At 70.4% G+C, this 14,987-nt stretch carries 14 protein-coding genes; 7 read left to right on the top strand and 7 right to left on the bottom strand.

Annotated features, from left to right (window positions below; genetic code table 11):
- Positions 1-70: 70 nt before the first annotated feature.
- From OG965_RS14915 to OG965_RS14900, 4 genes are all read right to left on the bottom strand, one after another.
- Positions 71-745 carry a response regulator gene (locus OG965_RS14915; RefSeq protein WP_371652555.1) on the bottom strand — a complete coding sequence of 225 codons (675 nt, stop codon included), beginning with the start codon at positions 743-745 and terminating at the stop codon, positions 71-73.
- Entirely contained in the window at positions 742-2,076 is a 1,335-nt protein-coding gene (locus OG965_RS14910; RefSeq protein ID WP_371652554.1) for a sensor histidine kinase, read from the bottom strand. The genes OG965_RS14915 and OG965_RS14910 overlap by 4 nt, the downstream gene beginning before the upstream one ends.
- Before the next feature lie 54 nt (positions 2,077-2,130).
- Entirely contained in the window at positions 2,131-2,991 is an 861-nt protein-coding gene (locus tag OG965_RS14905; protein WP_371652553.1) for a DUF4429 domain-containing protein, read from the bottom strand.
- A gap of 96 nt (positions 2,992-3,087) precedes the next feature.
- Positions 3,088-4,299: an alpha/beta hydrolase gene (locus tag OG965_RS14900; RefSeq protein ID WP_371652552.1), complete on the bottom strand. Its 1,212-nt coding sequence runs from the start codon at positions 4,297-4,299 to the stop codon at positions 3,088-3,090.
- Between the two features lie 467 nt (positions 4,300-4,766).
- On the opposite strand from OG965_RS14900, the gene OG965_RS14895 reads away from it, so the two are divergent.
- The gene (locus OG965_RS14895) at positions 4,767-5,135 is read left to right on the top strand and encodes a peptidase inhibitor family I36 protein (RefSeq protein ID WP_371652551.1); all 369 of its coding nucleotides are present in this window, start codon (positions 4,767-4,769) and stop codon (positions 5,133-5,135) included.
- Positions 5,136-5,153: 18 nt separating this feature from the next.
- Here the strand turns inward: OG965_RS14895 and OG965_RS14890 are convergent, their stop codons facing one another.
- Positions 5,154-5,924, bottom strand: a complete 771-nt coding sequence (locus tag OG965_RS14890) for a potassium channel family protein (RefSeq protein ID WP_371652550.1) — start codon at positions 5,922-5,924, stop codon at positions 5,154-5,156.
- A 270-nt stretch (positions 5,925-6,194) separates the two neighbouring features.
- Entirely contained in the window at positions 6,195-8,942 is a 2,748-nt protein-coding gene (aceE, locus tag OG965_RS14885; RefSeq protein ID WP_371652549.1) for a pyruvate dehydrogenase (acetyl-transferring), homodimeric type, read from the bottom strand.
- 392 nt (positions 8,943-9,334) lie between these two features.
- On the opposite strand from aceE, the gene OG965_RS14880 reads away from it, so the two are divergent.
- From OG965_RS14880 to OG965_RS14855, 6 genes are all read left to right on the top strand, one after another.
- Positions 9,335-9,757, top strand: coding sequence for a DUF3052 domain-containing protein (locus OG965_RS14880; protein WP_371652548.1), 423 nt, complete (start codon positions 9,335-9,337; stop codon positions 9,755-9,757).
- Positions 9,758-9,875: 118 nt separating this feature from the next.
- Positions 9,876-10,334 carry a peroxiredoxin gene (locus tag OG965_RS14875; RefSeq protein WP_371652547.1) on the top strand — a complete coding sequence of 153 codons (459 nt, stop codon included), beginning with the start codon at positions 9,876-9,878 and terminating at the stop codon, positions 10,332-10,334.
- A gap of 121 nt (positions 10,335-10,455) precedes the next feature.
- Positions 10,456-11,031 carry a TerD family protein gene (locus OG965_RS14870; protein WP_371652546.1) on the top strand — a complete coding sequence of 192 codons (576 nt, stop codon included), beginning with the start codon at positions 10,456-10,458 and terminating at the stop codon, positions 11,029-11,031.
- 91 nt (positions 11,032-11,122) lie between these two features.
- The gene (locus tag OG965_RS14865; RefSeq protein WP_371652545.1) at positions 11,123-11,698 is read left to right on the top strand and encodes a TerD family protein; all 576 of its coding nucleotides are present in this window, start codon (positions 11,123-11,125) and stop codon (positions 11,696-11,698) included.
- Positions 11,699-11,786: 88 nt separating this feature from the next.
- Positions 11,787-12,932 carry a DUF475 domain-containing protein gene (locus tag OG965_RS14860; protein WP_371652544.1) on the top strand — a complete coding sequence of 382 codons (1,146 nt, stop codon included), beginning with the start codon at positions 11,787-11,789 and terminating at the stop codon, positions 12,930-12,932.
- A gap of 133 nt (positions 12,933-13,065) precedes the next feature.
- Positions 13,066-13,803, top strand: coding sequence for a Tellurium resistance (locus OG965_RS14855; protein WP_371652543.1), 738 nt, complete (start codon positions 13,066-13,068; stop codon positions 13,801-13,803).
- Between the two features lie 52 nt (positions 13,804-13,855).
- Here OG965_RS14855 and OG965_RS14850 read toward each other — a convergent pair whose 3' ends face one another.
- Complete coding sequence (locus tag OG965_RS14850; RefSeq protein ID WP_371652542.1) at positions 13,856-14,764, bottom strand: TerD family protein; 909 nt, start codon at positions 14,762-14,764, stop codon at positions 13,856-13,858.
- Positions 14,765-14,987: the final 223 nt, after the last annotated feature.

Here is a 14,987-nt window from a genome sequence, read left to right as displayed (position 1 = left end):
AAGGCGGGTGCGGGGGCGTCACACCGGGGTGCCGAGTGGGGGGTGCTACCGGGGTAGGGGGTGTACGGGGCTACGACCCCGGCGACACCAGCCCCGACTCGTACGCGAAGATCACCGCCTGCGCCCGGTCGCGCAGCTCCAGCTTGGCCAGGACGCGGCCGATGTGGGTCTTCACGGTCTGCTCGGCGAGGATCAGGCTCGCCGCGATCTCCTGGTTGGACAGGCCCCGGGCGATCAGTTCCAGGACCTCCGTCTCGCGCGGGGTGAGCCCGTTCAGCCGCAGGGCCGGGGCCTTGCGGACCGGCGGGCGCTGCCTGGCGAAGTCCGCGATCAGACGGCGCGTCACGGAGGGCGCGAGCAGTGCCTCGCCCGCCGCCACCACCCGTACCGCCGCGATCAGATCCGCCGGCGGCGCGTCCTTCAGCAGGAACCCGGACGCCCCGGCCCGCAGCGCCTCGTACACGTAGTCGTCCACGTCGAACGTCGTCAGCATCAGGACCTTCGGCCGGTGGACCACCCCGGGCGGCGGGTCGAGGAGCTCCCGCGCCGCCGCGAGCCCGTCCATCTCCGGCATCCGGACGTCCATCAGCACCACGTCGGGATGCGTGCGGCGGGCGACCTCGATGCCCTGCCTGCCGTCGGGAGCCTCGCCCACCACGTCGATGTCCGCCTGCGCGGAGAGCAGCGCGGCGAACCCCGCCCGCACCATGGCCTGGTCGTCGACGATGATCACGCGAATGGTCAACGGGTGTCCTCGGTGCTGTCGGTGCTGTCGGTGCTGTCGGAGAGAGGGGTGCCGGAGCCGGAGCCGTCCGGCGCGTGCAGCGGGAGCCGGGCCGCGACCCGGAAGCCGCCGTCCGGCAGCGGGCCGGTGTCCAGCGTTCCGCCGGTCAACCGTACGCGCTCGCGCATCCCGACGAGCCCGTGCCCCGTCCCGGTCGTCTCCAGGGCCGAACGGGGCTCGGCGGCGGGCCCGTTGACGACCACCACCAGCAGATCCGCGCCGTCCGCCCCGACCGAGACGCGCGTCGGCGCGCCCGGCGCGTGCCGGACCACGTTCGCCAGCGCCTCCTGCACGATCCGGTACGCCGAGAGGTCCACCGCGGGCGGCAGCCCCGGCAGGTCCGCCGACAGCGCCGACTCGGCGGGCACCCCGGCCCGTACCGTCGCCTCGACCAGCTGCTGCACCCGGTCGACGCCCGGCTGCGGGGCCCGCTCGCTCTCGCTGCCGTCGCTGCGCAGCACCGCGAGCAGCCGCCGCATCTCGCTCAGCGACTCCCGCGCGCTCGCCGCGATCGTGGCGAACTCCTCCCGCGCCTCGGCGGGCAGACCCTGGACGCGGTACGGCGCGGAGTCGGCCTGCACGGTGATCACCGACATGTGGTGGGCGACCACGTCGTGCAGCTCGCGGGCGATCCGGGCGCGCTCCTCCAGGATGGTCCGCTGGGCGTGCTCGGCCTCGCTGATCGCCTCCTGCTCGGCGAGCAGGCGCTCCGCCTCGCCCCGGCCGCGCAGCGCGCCGGTGAGCAGCAGGGTCACCCCGCTGAGCACGAACATCAGGACGTGGACGTTGGTCGCGGAGGTCGCGTACGCCGGTTTCATCGCCGAGAGCGCCACCCCGGCCGCGCCGGTCACCAGCCAGACCGCGACGAGCGTACGAGGCGCGGCGCGCAGCCCCAGGCACGCCATCAGCACCAGATGGCCGATGATCACCATCGGCGTCCACGGCCAGGGCCGCCCCTCCATCCCCTGGGTGCCCGAAAGCACCACCGCGCCCACCACGTCGGCGGTGAACACGATCCACCACGCCTGGAGCGGCCGGGTCAGGGCGAGCAGCAGCGGCGCGGTCTGCGCCATGGCGAGCGCCCCCGCCCAGCCGCCGGGCGCCTTGTAGTCGTGCGTCAGCACGGTGACCGTGATCGGGAGCAGCAGCACGACGAAGCAGAGGACGACGGCGTACGGGGTCATCCGCTGCCACCGCCGCGGCGCTCGCGCGAGGAGTGGCTCGGCGGACTCGGCCGGGGTGCGCAGGGCCAGGACGAGTGAGCCGAGCACATTGAGGGGTGCGTTGTTCATGGCGTGATCAAGCCTAGGCGGCCGGGGCGGGGCCACGGGCCCCGCCCCGGCCGCCTACAGCTCCGCCAGCAACTCCGCCTTCTTCGCGCTGAATTCCGCGTCCGTCACCAGCCCGGCCTGATGGAGTTCACCCAGGTGCCGGATCCTTTCGGCGATGTCGGCCGGGTCGCGCCGCCCGGGGGACGCGTGGGCCACCGGGACCGGCGCGCCTGCCGCGCCCCGGATCGCCTGGAGGAGCGCCGCCGCGAACGGCAGCGACTCGTGGACCGGCCCGTACCCGAGGCCGAAGACGACCGCCGCCGGGTCCTGGTCGGCCTGCGGCGCGGTGGCGTCGGCATCGCGCCGAAGCAGCCGCAGATGGCCGTCGAAGACCTCCGGCGAGCGCCATTCGACCCCGCACAGCGACGCCAGCGGGAACGTCTGGTCGCCCGCCTTCCACTTCGCCGAGGAGGCACCCGTCCAGAACCAGCGGAACGACACCTGGCGGCCGTCGAAGGAGGCCTTCCCGTCGTACGCCTTGAAGCTCTGCGGCAGCTCCGGCGCCGCCACCACGTACCGCTCCGAAGGCTCCGCCGTATCCGGTGCGAGCAGCGCGCGCAGCTCGTCCGCGTAGTACTCGGCGAGCGTCTCCCGCTCCGCGGGCAGCACCAGGCGGTACGGGTCGCACCCGTCCTTGAGTTGCCCCGCCGCGGCCTCCATCAGCGGGTCGGCGCCCGGTCTCGGCACCGCGTGCAGCACCACCGTGCCGCGCTTGCCCGGGGTCAGCGTCACCGACTCCAACGCTTCGTGGGGGATGCGCCGTTCGCGCAGCGCCGTGAACAGCTTCGGCGTGCGGATCCCCCGTTCGAAGCGGATGAGTACGGAGTCGGGCTCGAACTCCCAGGTGGCATGAATTCCGGCCAGCACATCACCCATGCGCCTCATCGTAGGCGGCGCACGCCCGCGCGTCCCCCCTCGGCGCCGGCCGCAATGTCACACGTACGTCCGCGGCGGCGCCGATTTCTACGCGCGTCAGGCCGCGTCCGCGCCGGAAATACCGCGCTGGCAGGCCGAATTGGCTTTGAGACAGCTGACGGACTGGTACGAACCGACGCCTATCGCGGCGAAGTTGGCGAGACTCTGTGTGCCTGGCTCGAAATAGCCCGCGTGGCCAACGGCGCCGGCCGCCGAGAGCACCCGCGCGCCGAACCCGGAGGACACCGGGTCCGCGCCGTGGCCCAGGCCCGCGACGTCCAGGTGCGGCACGTCCTCGATCCAGTCGTCGCGGTCCCGCATCGCCCACACCCGGGCGGAGGTGCCCAGGTGGGAGGCGCTCTGGGTGCGCATACCGGGGCTGCCCGCGACCGCTATGTCGACCACCCGGGGCGGCAGCCGGTGCGCGCCGACGCCGCACAGCACCGAGCCGTAGCTGTGGCAGAAGAGGGAGACCGGCGCGTTCCCCGGCAGAGCACGGACCAGCTTGTCGAGCCGGACCGCGCCGTCCTCGGCCAGCCGGCCGATCGCGGAGTCGATGCCGAGCCCGGCCGGGGTGGTGTAGTCGGCCCAGGCGATCACCGCGGTGCGGGTGCGGGGACCTGCCGCGCGCTCCGCCGCGTACAGCGACTGCGCCATGCCCACCGGGGCGGAGTACTTGCGCGTGCTCTTCTCGAACGTCATGACGTTCGTGTCGACGCCCGGGACGACCATCGAGATGCGCTCGGCGTGTTCGAGGTCGCCGAAGACCTCGGCGACGCGGCCGCTGTCCGACGGGTCGAAGGCGAGGATCTGCCGGTCGCCGTCGAGCAGCGACTCGTACCGGTGCATCCGGCGGCCCGCGCTCTGGCGGCCGTCGGTGGTGAGCCGGCTGTCGTGCATCCGGGCGCGTTCGATGTCGCGCGCCTCGGCGAGGGCCAGCCGGTTCGCCTCGTAGCGCAGCGGGATCGGCGCGCCGTTGAGGTTGCCGACGACCAGCGGGTAGTGCCGGACCAGGTCGGTGCGCTCGATGGCCGTCAGGGAGGCGAAGAAGCGGCTGAGCCGGCGCGGTGAGGTGTCCGGGGCCGGGAGCTTCTCGCCGTCGAGGGTGCCCTTCGCCCAGGCGGCGAGGGCGACGGAGCGTGGCTCGGTCGACACCTGGTGGCCGCGGACCGCGGTCCAGCCCGAGGTCGCGAGCATCATGAACACGACGGCGAGCGCGAGCAGGGCGCGCCAGACGTTGAGTGTGGGGGAGGAGTCGAAGGAAGTCACTGCGGTACAGAGTAGGAGGCCCGGAAGGTCCACTGGGGTGACAGTGACTCAGATCACGTTTGAACAGGTCGTGGAGGGTGGGGAGGTCTCACCCACCGCGCGCGCGGGCGCACGCTCCGTGCGGCATCCACCCCCGGTGATCAGGTGCGTCGGTCGCCCGAGAGGGCCGGGCCCGGCTGGGCGGGACGGCCTCGGTCGACCGTCGCGGGGTCTCCGCGCCGGTGTCCTCGCCCCTGCCCCGCGGCCCGCCCGCGACTCTCGTCACATCGGTGAAGGCGGCCACCGCGACACGCGGGCGCGGATCGCTCTCCGCATCCAGCCCCTCGCGCTCGGTCGTCAATGATCCGGCGGGGGGTCGCCTGTCCGGGTGAAGTGGGGTCGTACGGAAACTCGGGGTGATCGGGGTGCGTTCACTGATCAACCGAAGCCGATGACACGGGGGTTGACCCACCATGCGAACACCCACCATGCGCACACAGACGACAGCCGCGGCCGTCCTCGCCGCCACCGCGTTCCTGCTGCCCGCCCAGGCCCGCGCGGCCGCCCCGCCGCGCCTCGGCGCCTGCGCGCCCGGCGAGCTGTGCCTCTGGAAGCAGCCGGACTTCAAGGGCGCCCGGCAGGTGTACGACCTGAGGAACATCGAGATCGAGAGCTGTACGGCGTTACCGCCCGGCACGGACGCCGGGTCCCTCGCCAACCGGACGGGCCGCCCGGTGACGGCGTACCAGTCGGAGGTGTGCGCGGAGACGGCCGAGTTCGACACCCATCCGGGCGGCGGGTCCTGGGTGCCCCAGAACCCCTACCGGGTCCGGGCATTCAAGGTGTGGCAGAGCTGAGAGGCGGTGAGTGTTCCGTCAGGGCAGGGGCGTGCTCCGGGGGCCGCGCTCGCAGGCGCACTCCGTCCCGCCCGCCAGCGCCGCCACCTGCCCGCGCAGCGACCGCACCTCCTGGGTGAGCGCCTCCAAGAGCGCGGTCTGGCGCCGCTCCTCCTCGCCGTCGCGCTCGAAGCGGGAGATGAACCAGGCCGCGATGTTCGCCGTCACCACACCGAGCAGGGCGATGCCGGACAGCATCAGGCCCACCGCGATGAGCCGCCCGAGCCCGGTGGTCGGCGCGTGATCGCCGTAGCCGACGGTGGTCATCGTGGTGAACGACCACCACACGGCGTCGCCCAGCGTCTTGATGTTCCCGGCCGGCGCGCCCCGCTCCACCTCCAGGACGGCCAGCGAGCCGAACATCAGCAGCCCGACCACCGCCCCGCCGACATAGACGGTCAGCTGTATCTGCGGGGCCATCCGCGCCCGCCGCCCCACCAGGGCGAGCGTGGAGACGACCCGGAGCAGCCGCAGCGGCTGGATCAGCGGCAGCACCACCGCGAGCAGGTCCAGCCAGTGGGTGCGGACGAACAGCAGCCGCTGCCCGGACAGGGCGAGCCGCACCAGGTAGTCGCAGGCGAAAGCGCCCCACACCACCCACTCCACTCCGACGCACACGTCCTGCACCCCGGTCCCCGCCCCGGGGTGGACGACGGGCACGGTGTACGCGAGGGCGAAGGAGACGGCCAGTGCGAGCAGCGGCCACTGGGTCCGCCGCTCCCACCGCGTCTGTGCGGGTAGTTGCTTCATGTGCGCATCGTAAGAGCCTGTCTTTGAACCCCCGTCTGCGCAGCGGCGGTCGGCACGCACGCTCGGCGCACGGCGCCCCAGGACAGGTGGCTCCGCCACATGACCTGGGGCGCCGCACACCGATCGCACGCACCGACCGCCGCTGCGCCCGCCCTCCGGGCGGACGACGGGGGTTCAAAGACAGGCTCTAAAAGCGGTGAAGCGGCCAGAAGAACGCCGAAGGGCGGCGGGACCGGAACCGGCCCCACCGCCCTCTCGGAAACGTGACGGCTACGCGTCGCCGCCCGCGGCCCCCGGGTCCGCCGCGGTGACGTCGAGCAGCTGGTAGCGGTCGACGGCCTGCTTCAGGACCGAGCGGTCCACCTTGTTGTCCCGGGCGAGCTCGGTGAGCACCGCCAGGACGATCGACTGGGCGTCGATGTGGAAGAAGCGCCGCGCCGCGCCCCGGGTGTCGGCGAAGCCGAACCCGTCGGCGCCCAGCGAGGTGTACCGGCCGGGCACCCAGCGCGAGATCTGGTCCGGCACGGCCCGCATCCAGTCCGAGACGGCCACGAACGGGCCCTCGGCGCCGGAGAGCTTGCGCGTGACGTACGGGACGCGCTGCTCCTCCTCCGGGTGGAGCAGATTGTGCTCCTCCGCCTCGACGGCGTCGCGCCGCAGCTCGTTCCAGGAGGTCGCGGACCAGACGTCGGCCCGTACGTTCCACTCCTCGGCGAGGATCCGCTGCGCCTCCAGGGCCCACGGGACGGCCACGCCGGACGCCATGATCTGCGCCGGGATGGTGCCCGCGGTCCCCCGGGCGTAGCGGTGGATGCCCTTGAGGATGCCGTCCACGTCGACGTCCGCCGGCTCGGCCGGGTGCTGGATCGGCTCGTTGTAGACGGTCAGGTAGTAGAAGACGTCCTCGCCGGGCTTGCCGTCGGCGGTCTCGCCGTACATCCGGCGCAGACCGTCCTGCATGATGTGCGCGATCTCGTACCCGAACGCCGGGTCGTAGGCGACACAGCCCGGGTTCGTCGAGGCGAGCAGATGCGAGTGGCCGTCGGCGTGCTGGAGGCCCTCACCGGTCAGCGTGGTGCGGCCGGCGGTCGCGCCCAGGACGAAACCGCGCGAGAGCTGGTCGGCCATCTGCCAGAACTGGTCACCGGTGCGCTGGAAACCGAACATCGAGTAGAAGACGTAGACCGGGATGAGCGGCTCGCCGTGCGTCGCGTACGCCGAGCCCGCGGCGATCAGCGAGGCCGTGCAGCCCGCCTCGGAGATGCCGTCGTGCAGCATCTGACCGGTCGGGGACTCCTTGTAGGCGAGCAGCAGATCGCGGTCGACCGCCTCGTACTGCTGGCCGAGCGGGTTGTAGATCTTCGCACTCGGGAAGAACGCGTCCATGCCGAACGTGCGGTACTCGTCCGGCGCGATCAGCACGAACCGCCTGCCGATCTCCTTGTCCCGCATGAGGTCCTTCAGGATGCGGACGAACGCCATGGTGGTGGCGATCGACTGCTGGCCCGAGCCCTTCTTCGCGGCCGCGTACGTCTTGTCCTCCGGCAGCGCCAGCGGCTTCGCGCGCACCACACGGGTCGGCACATAGCCGCCGAGCCCCTTGCGGCGGTCGTGCATGTACTGGATCTCTTCGGAGTTGCGGCCCGGGTGGTAGTACGGCGGGGCGCCGGCCTCCAGCTGGGCGTCCGTGATCGGGATGTGCAGCCGGTCGCGGAAGCGCTTGAGGTCCTCGACCGTCAGCTTCTTCATCTGGTGGGTCGCGTTGCGGCCCTCGAAGTTCGGGCCGAGCGTCCAGCCCTTGACGGTCTGCGCGAGGATCACGGTCGGCTGGCCCTTGTGCGCCTTGGCCGCCGCGTACGCCGCGTACACCTTCTTGTGGTCGTGACCGCCGCGGCCCAGGTGCTGGATCTGCTGGTCGGTCATGTTCTCGACCATGGCGCGCAGCCGGTGGTCGCCGCCGAAGAAGTGGTCGCGGATGTAGCCGCCGGTCTCCGTCGCGTACGTCTGGAACTGGCCGTCCGGCGTGGTGTTCAGCTTGTTGACCAGGATGCCGTCGCGGTCCTGGGCGAGCAGCGGGTCCCAGGAGCGGTCCCAGACCAGCTTGATGACGTTCCATCCGGCGCCGCGGAACTGCGACTCCAGCTCCTGGATGACCTTGCCGTTGCCGCGCACCGGGCCGTCGAGGCGCTGGAGGTTGCAGTTGACGACGAAGGTCAGGTTGTCGAGGTTCTCGCGCGCGGCGATGGAGAGCTGGCCCAGCGACTCCGGCTCGTCCATCTCGCCGTCGCCCAGGTACGCCCACACGTGCGAGTCGGAGGTGTCGGCGATGCCGCGCGCCTCCATGTAGCGGTTCATCCGGGCCTGGTAGATCGCGCCGAGCGGGCCCAGGCCCATCGAGACGGTCGGGAACTCCCAGAAGTCCGGCATCAGACGCGGGTGCGGGTACGAGGACAGCCCGTACGGCGCCTTGGACTTCTCCTGGCGGAACGCGTCGAGCTGCTGCTCGCTGAGCCGGTCCAGGAGGTAGGCGCGGGCGTAGATGCCGGGGGAGGCGTGCCCCTGGAAGAAGATCTGGTCGCCGCCCTTGCCGTCGTCCTTGCCCCGGAAGAAGTGGTTGAAGCCCACGTCGTAGAGGGAGGCGGAGGAGGCGAAGGTGGCGATGTGGCCGCCGACCCCGATGCCCGGGCGCTGTGCGCGCGAGACCATCACCGCGGCGTTCCAGCGGGTCGCGTTGAGGACCTTGCGCTCGATCTCCTCGTTGCCGGGGAAGAACGGCTCGTCCTTGGTGGCGATCGTGTTGACGTAGTCCGTGCTGCGCATCTCGGGCACGGCCACGCGCTTCTCGCGGGCCCGCTCGATGAGGCGGAGCATCAGATAGCGGGCGCGCTCACGCCCCCGCTCGTCCACCGCCGCGTCCAGGGAGGCGAGCCACTCCTCGGTCTCCTCCGGATCGAAGTCCGGGACCTGGCTGGGAAGGCCGCCAATGATGATCGGGTTGCGATCGGATCCGGAAGCCACGCTGTTCCTTCGCTGTCGGGGGGCGTGCGGGGTTGGTGCGCCGCATCCCATCGTGGACCGCGAGGACGCAAACGTCATCTCTACCGAGGGGTAACGAGGTGTGCGGCCGCCCAAATCGCAACCTTACGCCCAAGCCGTGCGTGTGTTCCCCAAAGGGCGCGTCACCCCGATTGGCGTACGCACGGAGCAGAAGCGTGCAAACTATCTGCAAGGGTGTGGGATGAATCACCACCGGGCCCGGGTTCGCCCCTTACCGGGGGGACACTGCACCCCAAAGGGCGGGTTCGGGGGCCTGGTACTTGCGCGATTCGTCCCGCCCGTGTGGACTACGCCCAAGCCTCGCGCGTGCGTGGGGCCGCATTACTTACCGAATCAAGATCAGGAGGCAAGCCGTGAGCGCGACCGCGGACCACGCGGAGGAGCGGACCAACCCGGCCATCAGGCTGGGGTTCGAGCCCGGACAGGTGGTCCAGGAGATCGGTTACGACGAAGACGTCGACCAGGATCTCCGCGAGGGCATCGAGTCCCTGATTGGCCAGGACATCGTTGACGAGGACTATGACGACGTCGCCGACGTCGTCGTTCTCTGGTTCCGCGACGAGGACGGCGACCTTACGGACGCCCTGGTCGATGCCATCGGCCTCCTGGAGGACGGCGGCACCATCTGGCTGCTGACTCCGAAGACCGGCCGGGACGGATACGTCGAGCCCAGTGACGTCAACGACGCCGCGCAGACTGCTGGCCTTTCCCCGGCCAAGAGCATCAGCGTGGGCAAGGACTGGTCGGGCACCCGCCTGAAGTCCGGCAAGCGCTGACCCTCCACGTCCCAGGGCCCCCACCGGCATCGCCGGTGGGGGCCCTGTGCGTAGGGTGGGGCGCACCGGACGGCCCACCGCGGCCGCCCGTTCTGGCCCACAGAAGGGATGCGTTTCCATGGCGATCGAGGTCGGCACCAAGGCCCCGGACTTCGAGCTGAAGGACAACCACGGCCGTACCGTGAAGCTCTCGGACTTCCGCGGCGCGAAGAACGTGGTGCTGCTCTTCTACCCGTTCGCCTTCACCGGCGTCTGCACGGGCGAGCTGTGCGAGCTGCGGGACAACCTGCCGCAGTTCACCGACCGCGACACCCAGCTGCTCGCCGTCTCGAACGACTCGATCCACACCCTGCGCGTCTTCGCCGAGCAGGAGGGTCTGGAGTACCCGCTGCTTTCGGACTTCTGGCCGCACGGCGAGGTCTCGCGCGCGTACGGGGTCTTCGACGAGGAGAAGGGCTGCGCGGTGCGCGGAACCTTCGTCATCGACAAGGACGGCGTGGTCCGTTGGACCGTCGAGAACGGTCTGCCGGACGCCCGGGACCTGAATGACTACGTCAAGGCGCTCGACACCCTGTGAACCTTCGGCCGAATCGCCTGTTTGAGGCGGGAACCGGTCACTAGGATCCAGACGTTGATCCGATGCCAACGCACGACGGGGACGCTGACCAAGCCGGCCCCTCACACCATTGGGAGGACTCGTGGGAGTCAGCCTCAGCAAGGGCGGCAACGTCTCGCTGACCAAGGCCGCCCCCAACCTGACCGCGGTCATCGTCGGTCTGGGCTGGGACGCTCGTACCACCACCGGGGGTGACTTCGACCTGGACGCCAGCGCACTGCTGACCAACGACCAGGGCAAGGTCGCCAACGACTCGAACTTCGTCTTCTTCAACAACCTCAAGAGCCCCGACGGTTCCGTCGAGCACACCGGTGACAACCTCACCGGTGAGGGCGAGGGCGACGACGAGGTCATCAAGGTGAACCTGGCCGGTGTCCCGGCCGAGGTTCACAAGATCGTCTTCCCGGTCTCGATCTACGAGGCCGAGAGCCGCCAGCAGTCGTTCGGCCAGGTCCGCAACGCGTACATCCGCGTGGTGAACCAGGCCGACAACACCGAGCTCGCCCGGTACGACCTGAGCGAGGACGCCTCGACGGAGACCGCCATGGTCTTCGGCGAGCTGTACCGCAACGGGGCGGAGTGGAAGTTCCGCGCCATCGGCCAGGGGTACGCGTCGGGCCTGCGTGGCATTGCGCAGGACTTCGGCGTCAACGTCTGAGCCGTCGCTCTCCCTCGTCCGGCGCCGCACCCCAGTGCGGCGCCGGACGCGCTCAACCCTTCGTTCGCCACTCAGGGGAGGACACACGATCATGGGCGTCACGCTCGCCAAGGGGGGCAATGTCTCCCTGTCCAAGGCCGCACCGAACCTCACCCAGGTGCTGGTCGGCCTCGGCTGGGACGCGCGTTCCACCACCGGAGCCGACTTCGACCTCGACGCCAGCGCGCTGCTGTGCGCGACCGGGCGCGTGCTCGGCGACGACTACTTCGTCTTCTACAACAACCTGACGAGCCCGGAGGGCTCGGTCGAGCACACCGGGGACAACCTCACGGGTGAGGGCGAGGGCGACGACGAGTCGCTCATCGTCGACCTGACGAAGGTGCCGGCCGGCTGCGACAAGATCGTCTTCCCTGTCTCGATCCATGAGGCGGACAACCGAGGCCAGACGTTCGGCCAGGTCAGCAATGCCTTCATCCGGGTGGTCAACCAGGCCGACGGCCAGGAACTCGCGCGCTACGACCTGAGCGAGGACGCCTCCACCGAGACCGCGATGATCTTCGGCGAGCTCTACCGCTACGGCGGCGAGTGGAAGTTCCGTGCGGTCGGTCAGGGGTACGCGTCCGGACTCCGGGGGATCGCTCTAGACTTCGGGGTCAACGTTTCGTAAAGCCACGCCCAAGTCGGGTGCGGCGCGGGGGGAGACCCTCCCCCAGACTCCGTCTGGGGGGACCCCCACTAGCTAGATGGGGAAGTCAGTGATTCTGAAAACCTTCGGCTGGTCATTCGTGATCACTGCGGTCGGTCTTGTCCTTGCGGTGCTCTACGGCGGCTGGACGGCCTTCGGGATCGTGGCGATCCTGTCCATCCTGGAGATCTCGCTGTCGTTCGACAACGCGGTGGTCAACGCCGGAATTCTGAAGAAGATGAATGCCTTCTGGCAGAAGATCTTCCTCACGATCGGCGTGCTCATCGCCGTCTTCGGTATGCGACTGGTCTTCCCCGTCGTCATCGTCGCCATCAGCGCCAAGATCGGCCCCATCGAGGCCGTCAACCTGGCGCTGAACGAGAAGGAGCACTACAAGGAACTGGTGACCGACGCGCACGCGTCGATCGCCGCCTTCGGTGGCATGTTCCTGCTCATGATCTTCCTGGACTTCATCTTCGAGGACCGGGACATCCAGTGGCTGCGCTGGCTTGAGCGGCCGCTGGCCAAGCTCGGCAAGGTCGACATGCTCTCGGTCGCCATCGCGCTCGGCGTCCTGCTCGTCTCCTCGATGACCTTCGCGACCCACGCCCATCTGCACGGCGGGGCGCACGCGGACAAGGGCGAGACGGTCCTCATCTCCGGCATCGCCGGTCTGATCACGTACATGATCGTGGGCGGCCTCTCCGGCTACTTCGAGGACAAGCTGGAGGAAGAGGAAGAAGCCGAGCTGGAGGCCGAGGAAGAGGCCAAGAAGAGCGGCAAGGGCGGCGCCTCGGCGGTCCTGCTCGCCGGCAAGGCCGCGTTCTTCATGTTCCTCTACCTTGAGGTCCTGGACGCCTCGTTCTCCTTCGACGGCGTCATCGGCGCCTTCGCCATCACCAACGACATCGTCCTGATGGCGCTCGGCCTCGGCATCGGCGCCATGTACGTGCGGTCCCTCACGGTCTACCTGGTCCGCCAGGGCACCCTGGACGACTACGTCTACCTGGAGCACGGCGCGCACTACGCGATCGGCGCCCTCGCCGTGATCCTGCTCGTCACCATCCAGTACGAGATCCACGAGGTCATCACCGGCAGCGTCGGCGTCCTCCTGATCGCCTGGTCCTTCTGGTCCTCGGTCCGCCGCAACAAGCGGATCGCCGCGGAGGGCGGCGGGGATTTCAGTGAGAAGGCGGAAGTCTCCACGGGGGTCTGAATCCGTGGTGTGACCCGTCGACGATTGCGGAACGCTCTGAGCGGGGCGGCCGGAAGGTTCGCGCCTTCCGGCCGCCCCGCCGTTCTTTCCGGTGCGGGGCCGTTCACTTGGTTCGTATAGGGGTGGGGAACAGATGGCCTTCTGGGACAACCTGCTGCGCGGCGGCAGGCCCTCGGCGCAGTTCGACACGGGCAGCGCCGCGAGCAACGCCATCGAGCTGACCAAACGGCACCCGGTGGTCTCGCTCGGCAAGCAGGGCGCCAACTCCGGGTCGCTGCGCGTCAACCTGTCGTGGCGGATGCGCACCTCCGACTTCGGCGGCCGGTCGGGGCCCAGCGTGCTGCGGCACCCGTTCAAGCTGTTCAAGCCCGATGTGGTCCAGGCGCACACCCAGGGCGTGGTCAACGTCGACCTCGACCTCGGCTGCCTCTACGAGCTCAACGACGGCTCCAAGGGCGTGGTGCAGCCGCTCGGCGGCTTCTTCGGCGCCACCAACGCGGCGCCGTACGTCCAGCTCAGCGGCGACGACCGGTTCGGCTCGCCGTCCGGCGAGACGATCTACGTCAACCTCGACCACCGCGAGTCCATCAAGCGGCTGCTGGTCTTCGTCTACATCTACGACCAGACGCCCGCCTTCGACCGTACGCACGCCAAAGTCACGCTCTACCCGAGCAACGGCCCGCGCATAGAGATCGACCTGGACGAGCACGCCCCGCAGGCCCGCTCCTGCGCCGTCGTCTCCATCGAGAACATCAAGGGGGACATGGTCGTGCGCCGCGAGGTGAAGTTCGTGTACGGCTTCCAGGCCGAGCTGGACCGCCTCTACGGATGGGGGCTCCAGTGGGGGCGCGGCTACAAGACGAAGGCCTGAGAGTGCGCCCGTGAGCGGGTCAGGCGGGCAGCCGCCCGCCCGGCCCCGCCCGTCACTGCCGAATGAACTGCGGCCCCATCGGCGGCAGCACGAAGTCCGGGTTCCCGGGGTGCGCCGCCGCGGCCGCCGGCTGCGGATAGCCGTAGCCGGGCTGCGCCGACGCGGGCTGCGGATAGCCGTACGAGGGCTGGTGCACGGGAGGGTGCTGCGGCGGCGCGGGCTGCGGATAGCCGTAGGAGGGCGGCGAGGCGGACGGCAGCGGCGGCACATAGGGCTCGGTCTGCGGCTGCGACCGGTCCGGGGGAACGGCGTGCGGCTGCGGCACGGACGCCGAGTGGGCCCCGGGCGAGGCCTGGCCGTGGGTCCTGGCCCGGTCGGCGCCGGAGGAGCCCGCGTCGGCCTCCTCGCCCGCCTCGCCGTCCTCGTCCACGGAGATCCCGTACTCCGTCGCCAGACCCACCAGACCGGTCGGATAGCCCTGCCCCACCGCGCGGAACTTCCACGTCTCGCCGCGCCGGTAGAGCTCGCCGCAGATGATCGCGGTCTCCTCGCCGGTCTCCGCCTTCACATCGAAGACAGCCAGCGGCTCGGTGCCGCCCGGCCCCGCGTCGTACAGCAGGATCCGCAGGTCGCGTACGGACCCGAAGGTCGCGCCGTCCGAGGAGGCGGTGACCAGGACGCGGTCGACGGACGGGTCCAGCGCGGCCAGATCCGCCTCGATGGTGTCGGTCAGTCCGTCCCCGACCCGCTTCTTCGGCAGCCGCCGCACCAGGCCCGAGGGGTGGCGCGGCTGGTTGTAGAAGACGAAGTCCTCGTCGGAGCGCACCCGGCCGTCGGCGGCGAGCAGCAGCGCCGAGGCGTCCACGTCCGGGACGTCGGCGCCCGGCGTCCAGCGGAGCACGGCCCTCACGGCCATGGCGTCCAGCGGGACGTTGGATCCCTTCAGCATCGCGTGCGTCATGGTCGCAATCCTGCCTTCCCGCCGCCCGCCCGGACAACGCGGGGGCCCGAGGGCGGCCTTGTCCCGCAGATGAGCGGTACGTACCTTACGTACCGCGTCCGCGCGCGCCACGGGAAGGGCGCGGGCCGGTTACCTGGATTTCACGCACGCGGGGAACTCGCGACATGTGTTCTTACGTACTATTACCGGCCACCCACCCTCACTCAGTCCGGGCCATCGTTGC

The organism is Streptomyces sp. NBC_00224, from assembly GCF_041435195.1.
In the GTDB taxonomy this organism is placed as follows: Bacteria; Actinomycetota; Actinomycetes; order Streptomycetales; family Streptomycetaceae; genus Streptomyces.
The sequence above is the reverse complement of the archived record's forward strand: the minus strand, read 5'-3'. Positions and strand labels throughout refer to the sequence as shown.

Coding starts and splice junctions, on each gene's coding strand:
- OG965_RS14910 (WP_371652554.1), bottom strand. CDS start 2,076: ATGAACAACGCACCCCTCAATGTGCTCGGCTCACTCGTCCTGGCCCTG.
- OG965_RS14905 (WP_371652553.1), bottom strand. CDS start 2,991: ATGGGTGATGTGCTGGCCGGAATTCATGCCACCTGGGAGTTCGAGCCC.
- OG965_RS14895 (WP_371652551.1), top strand. CDS start 4,767: ATGCGCACACAGACGACAGCCGCGGCCGTCCTCGCCGCCACCGCGTTC.
- OG965_RS14890 (WP_371652550.1), bottom strand. CDS start 5,924: ATGAAGCAACTACCCGCACAGACGCGGTGGGAGCGGCGGACCCAGTGG.
- OG965_RS14875 (WP_371652547.1), top strand. CDS start 9,876: ATGGCGATCGAGGTCGGCACCAAGGCCCCGGACTTCGAGCTGAAGGAC.
- OG965_RS14865 (WP_371652545.1), top strand. CDS start 11,123: ATGGGCGTCACGCTCGCCAAGGGGGGCAATGTCTCCCTGTCCAAGGCC.
- OG965_RS14855 (WP_371652543.1), top strand. CDS start 13,066: ATGGCCTTCTGGGACAACCTGCTGCGCGGCGGCAGGCCCTCGGCGCAG.
- OG965_RS14850 (WP_371652542.1), bottom strand. CDS start 14,764: ATGACGCACGCGATGCTGAAGGGATCCAACGTCCCGCTGGACGCCATG.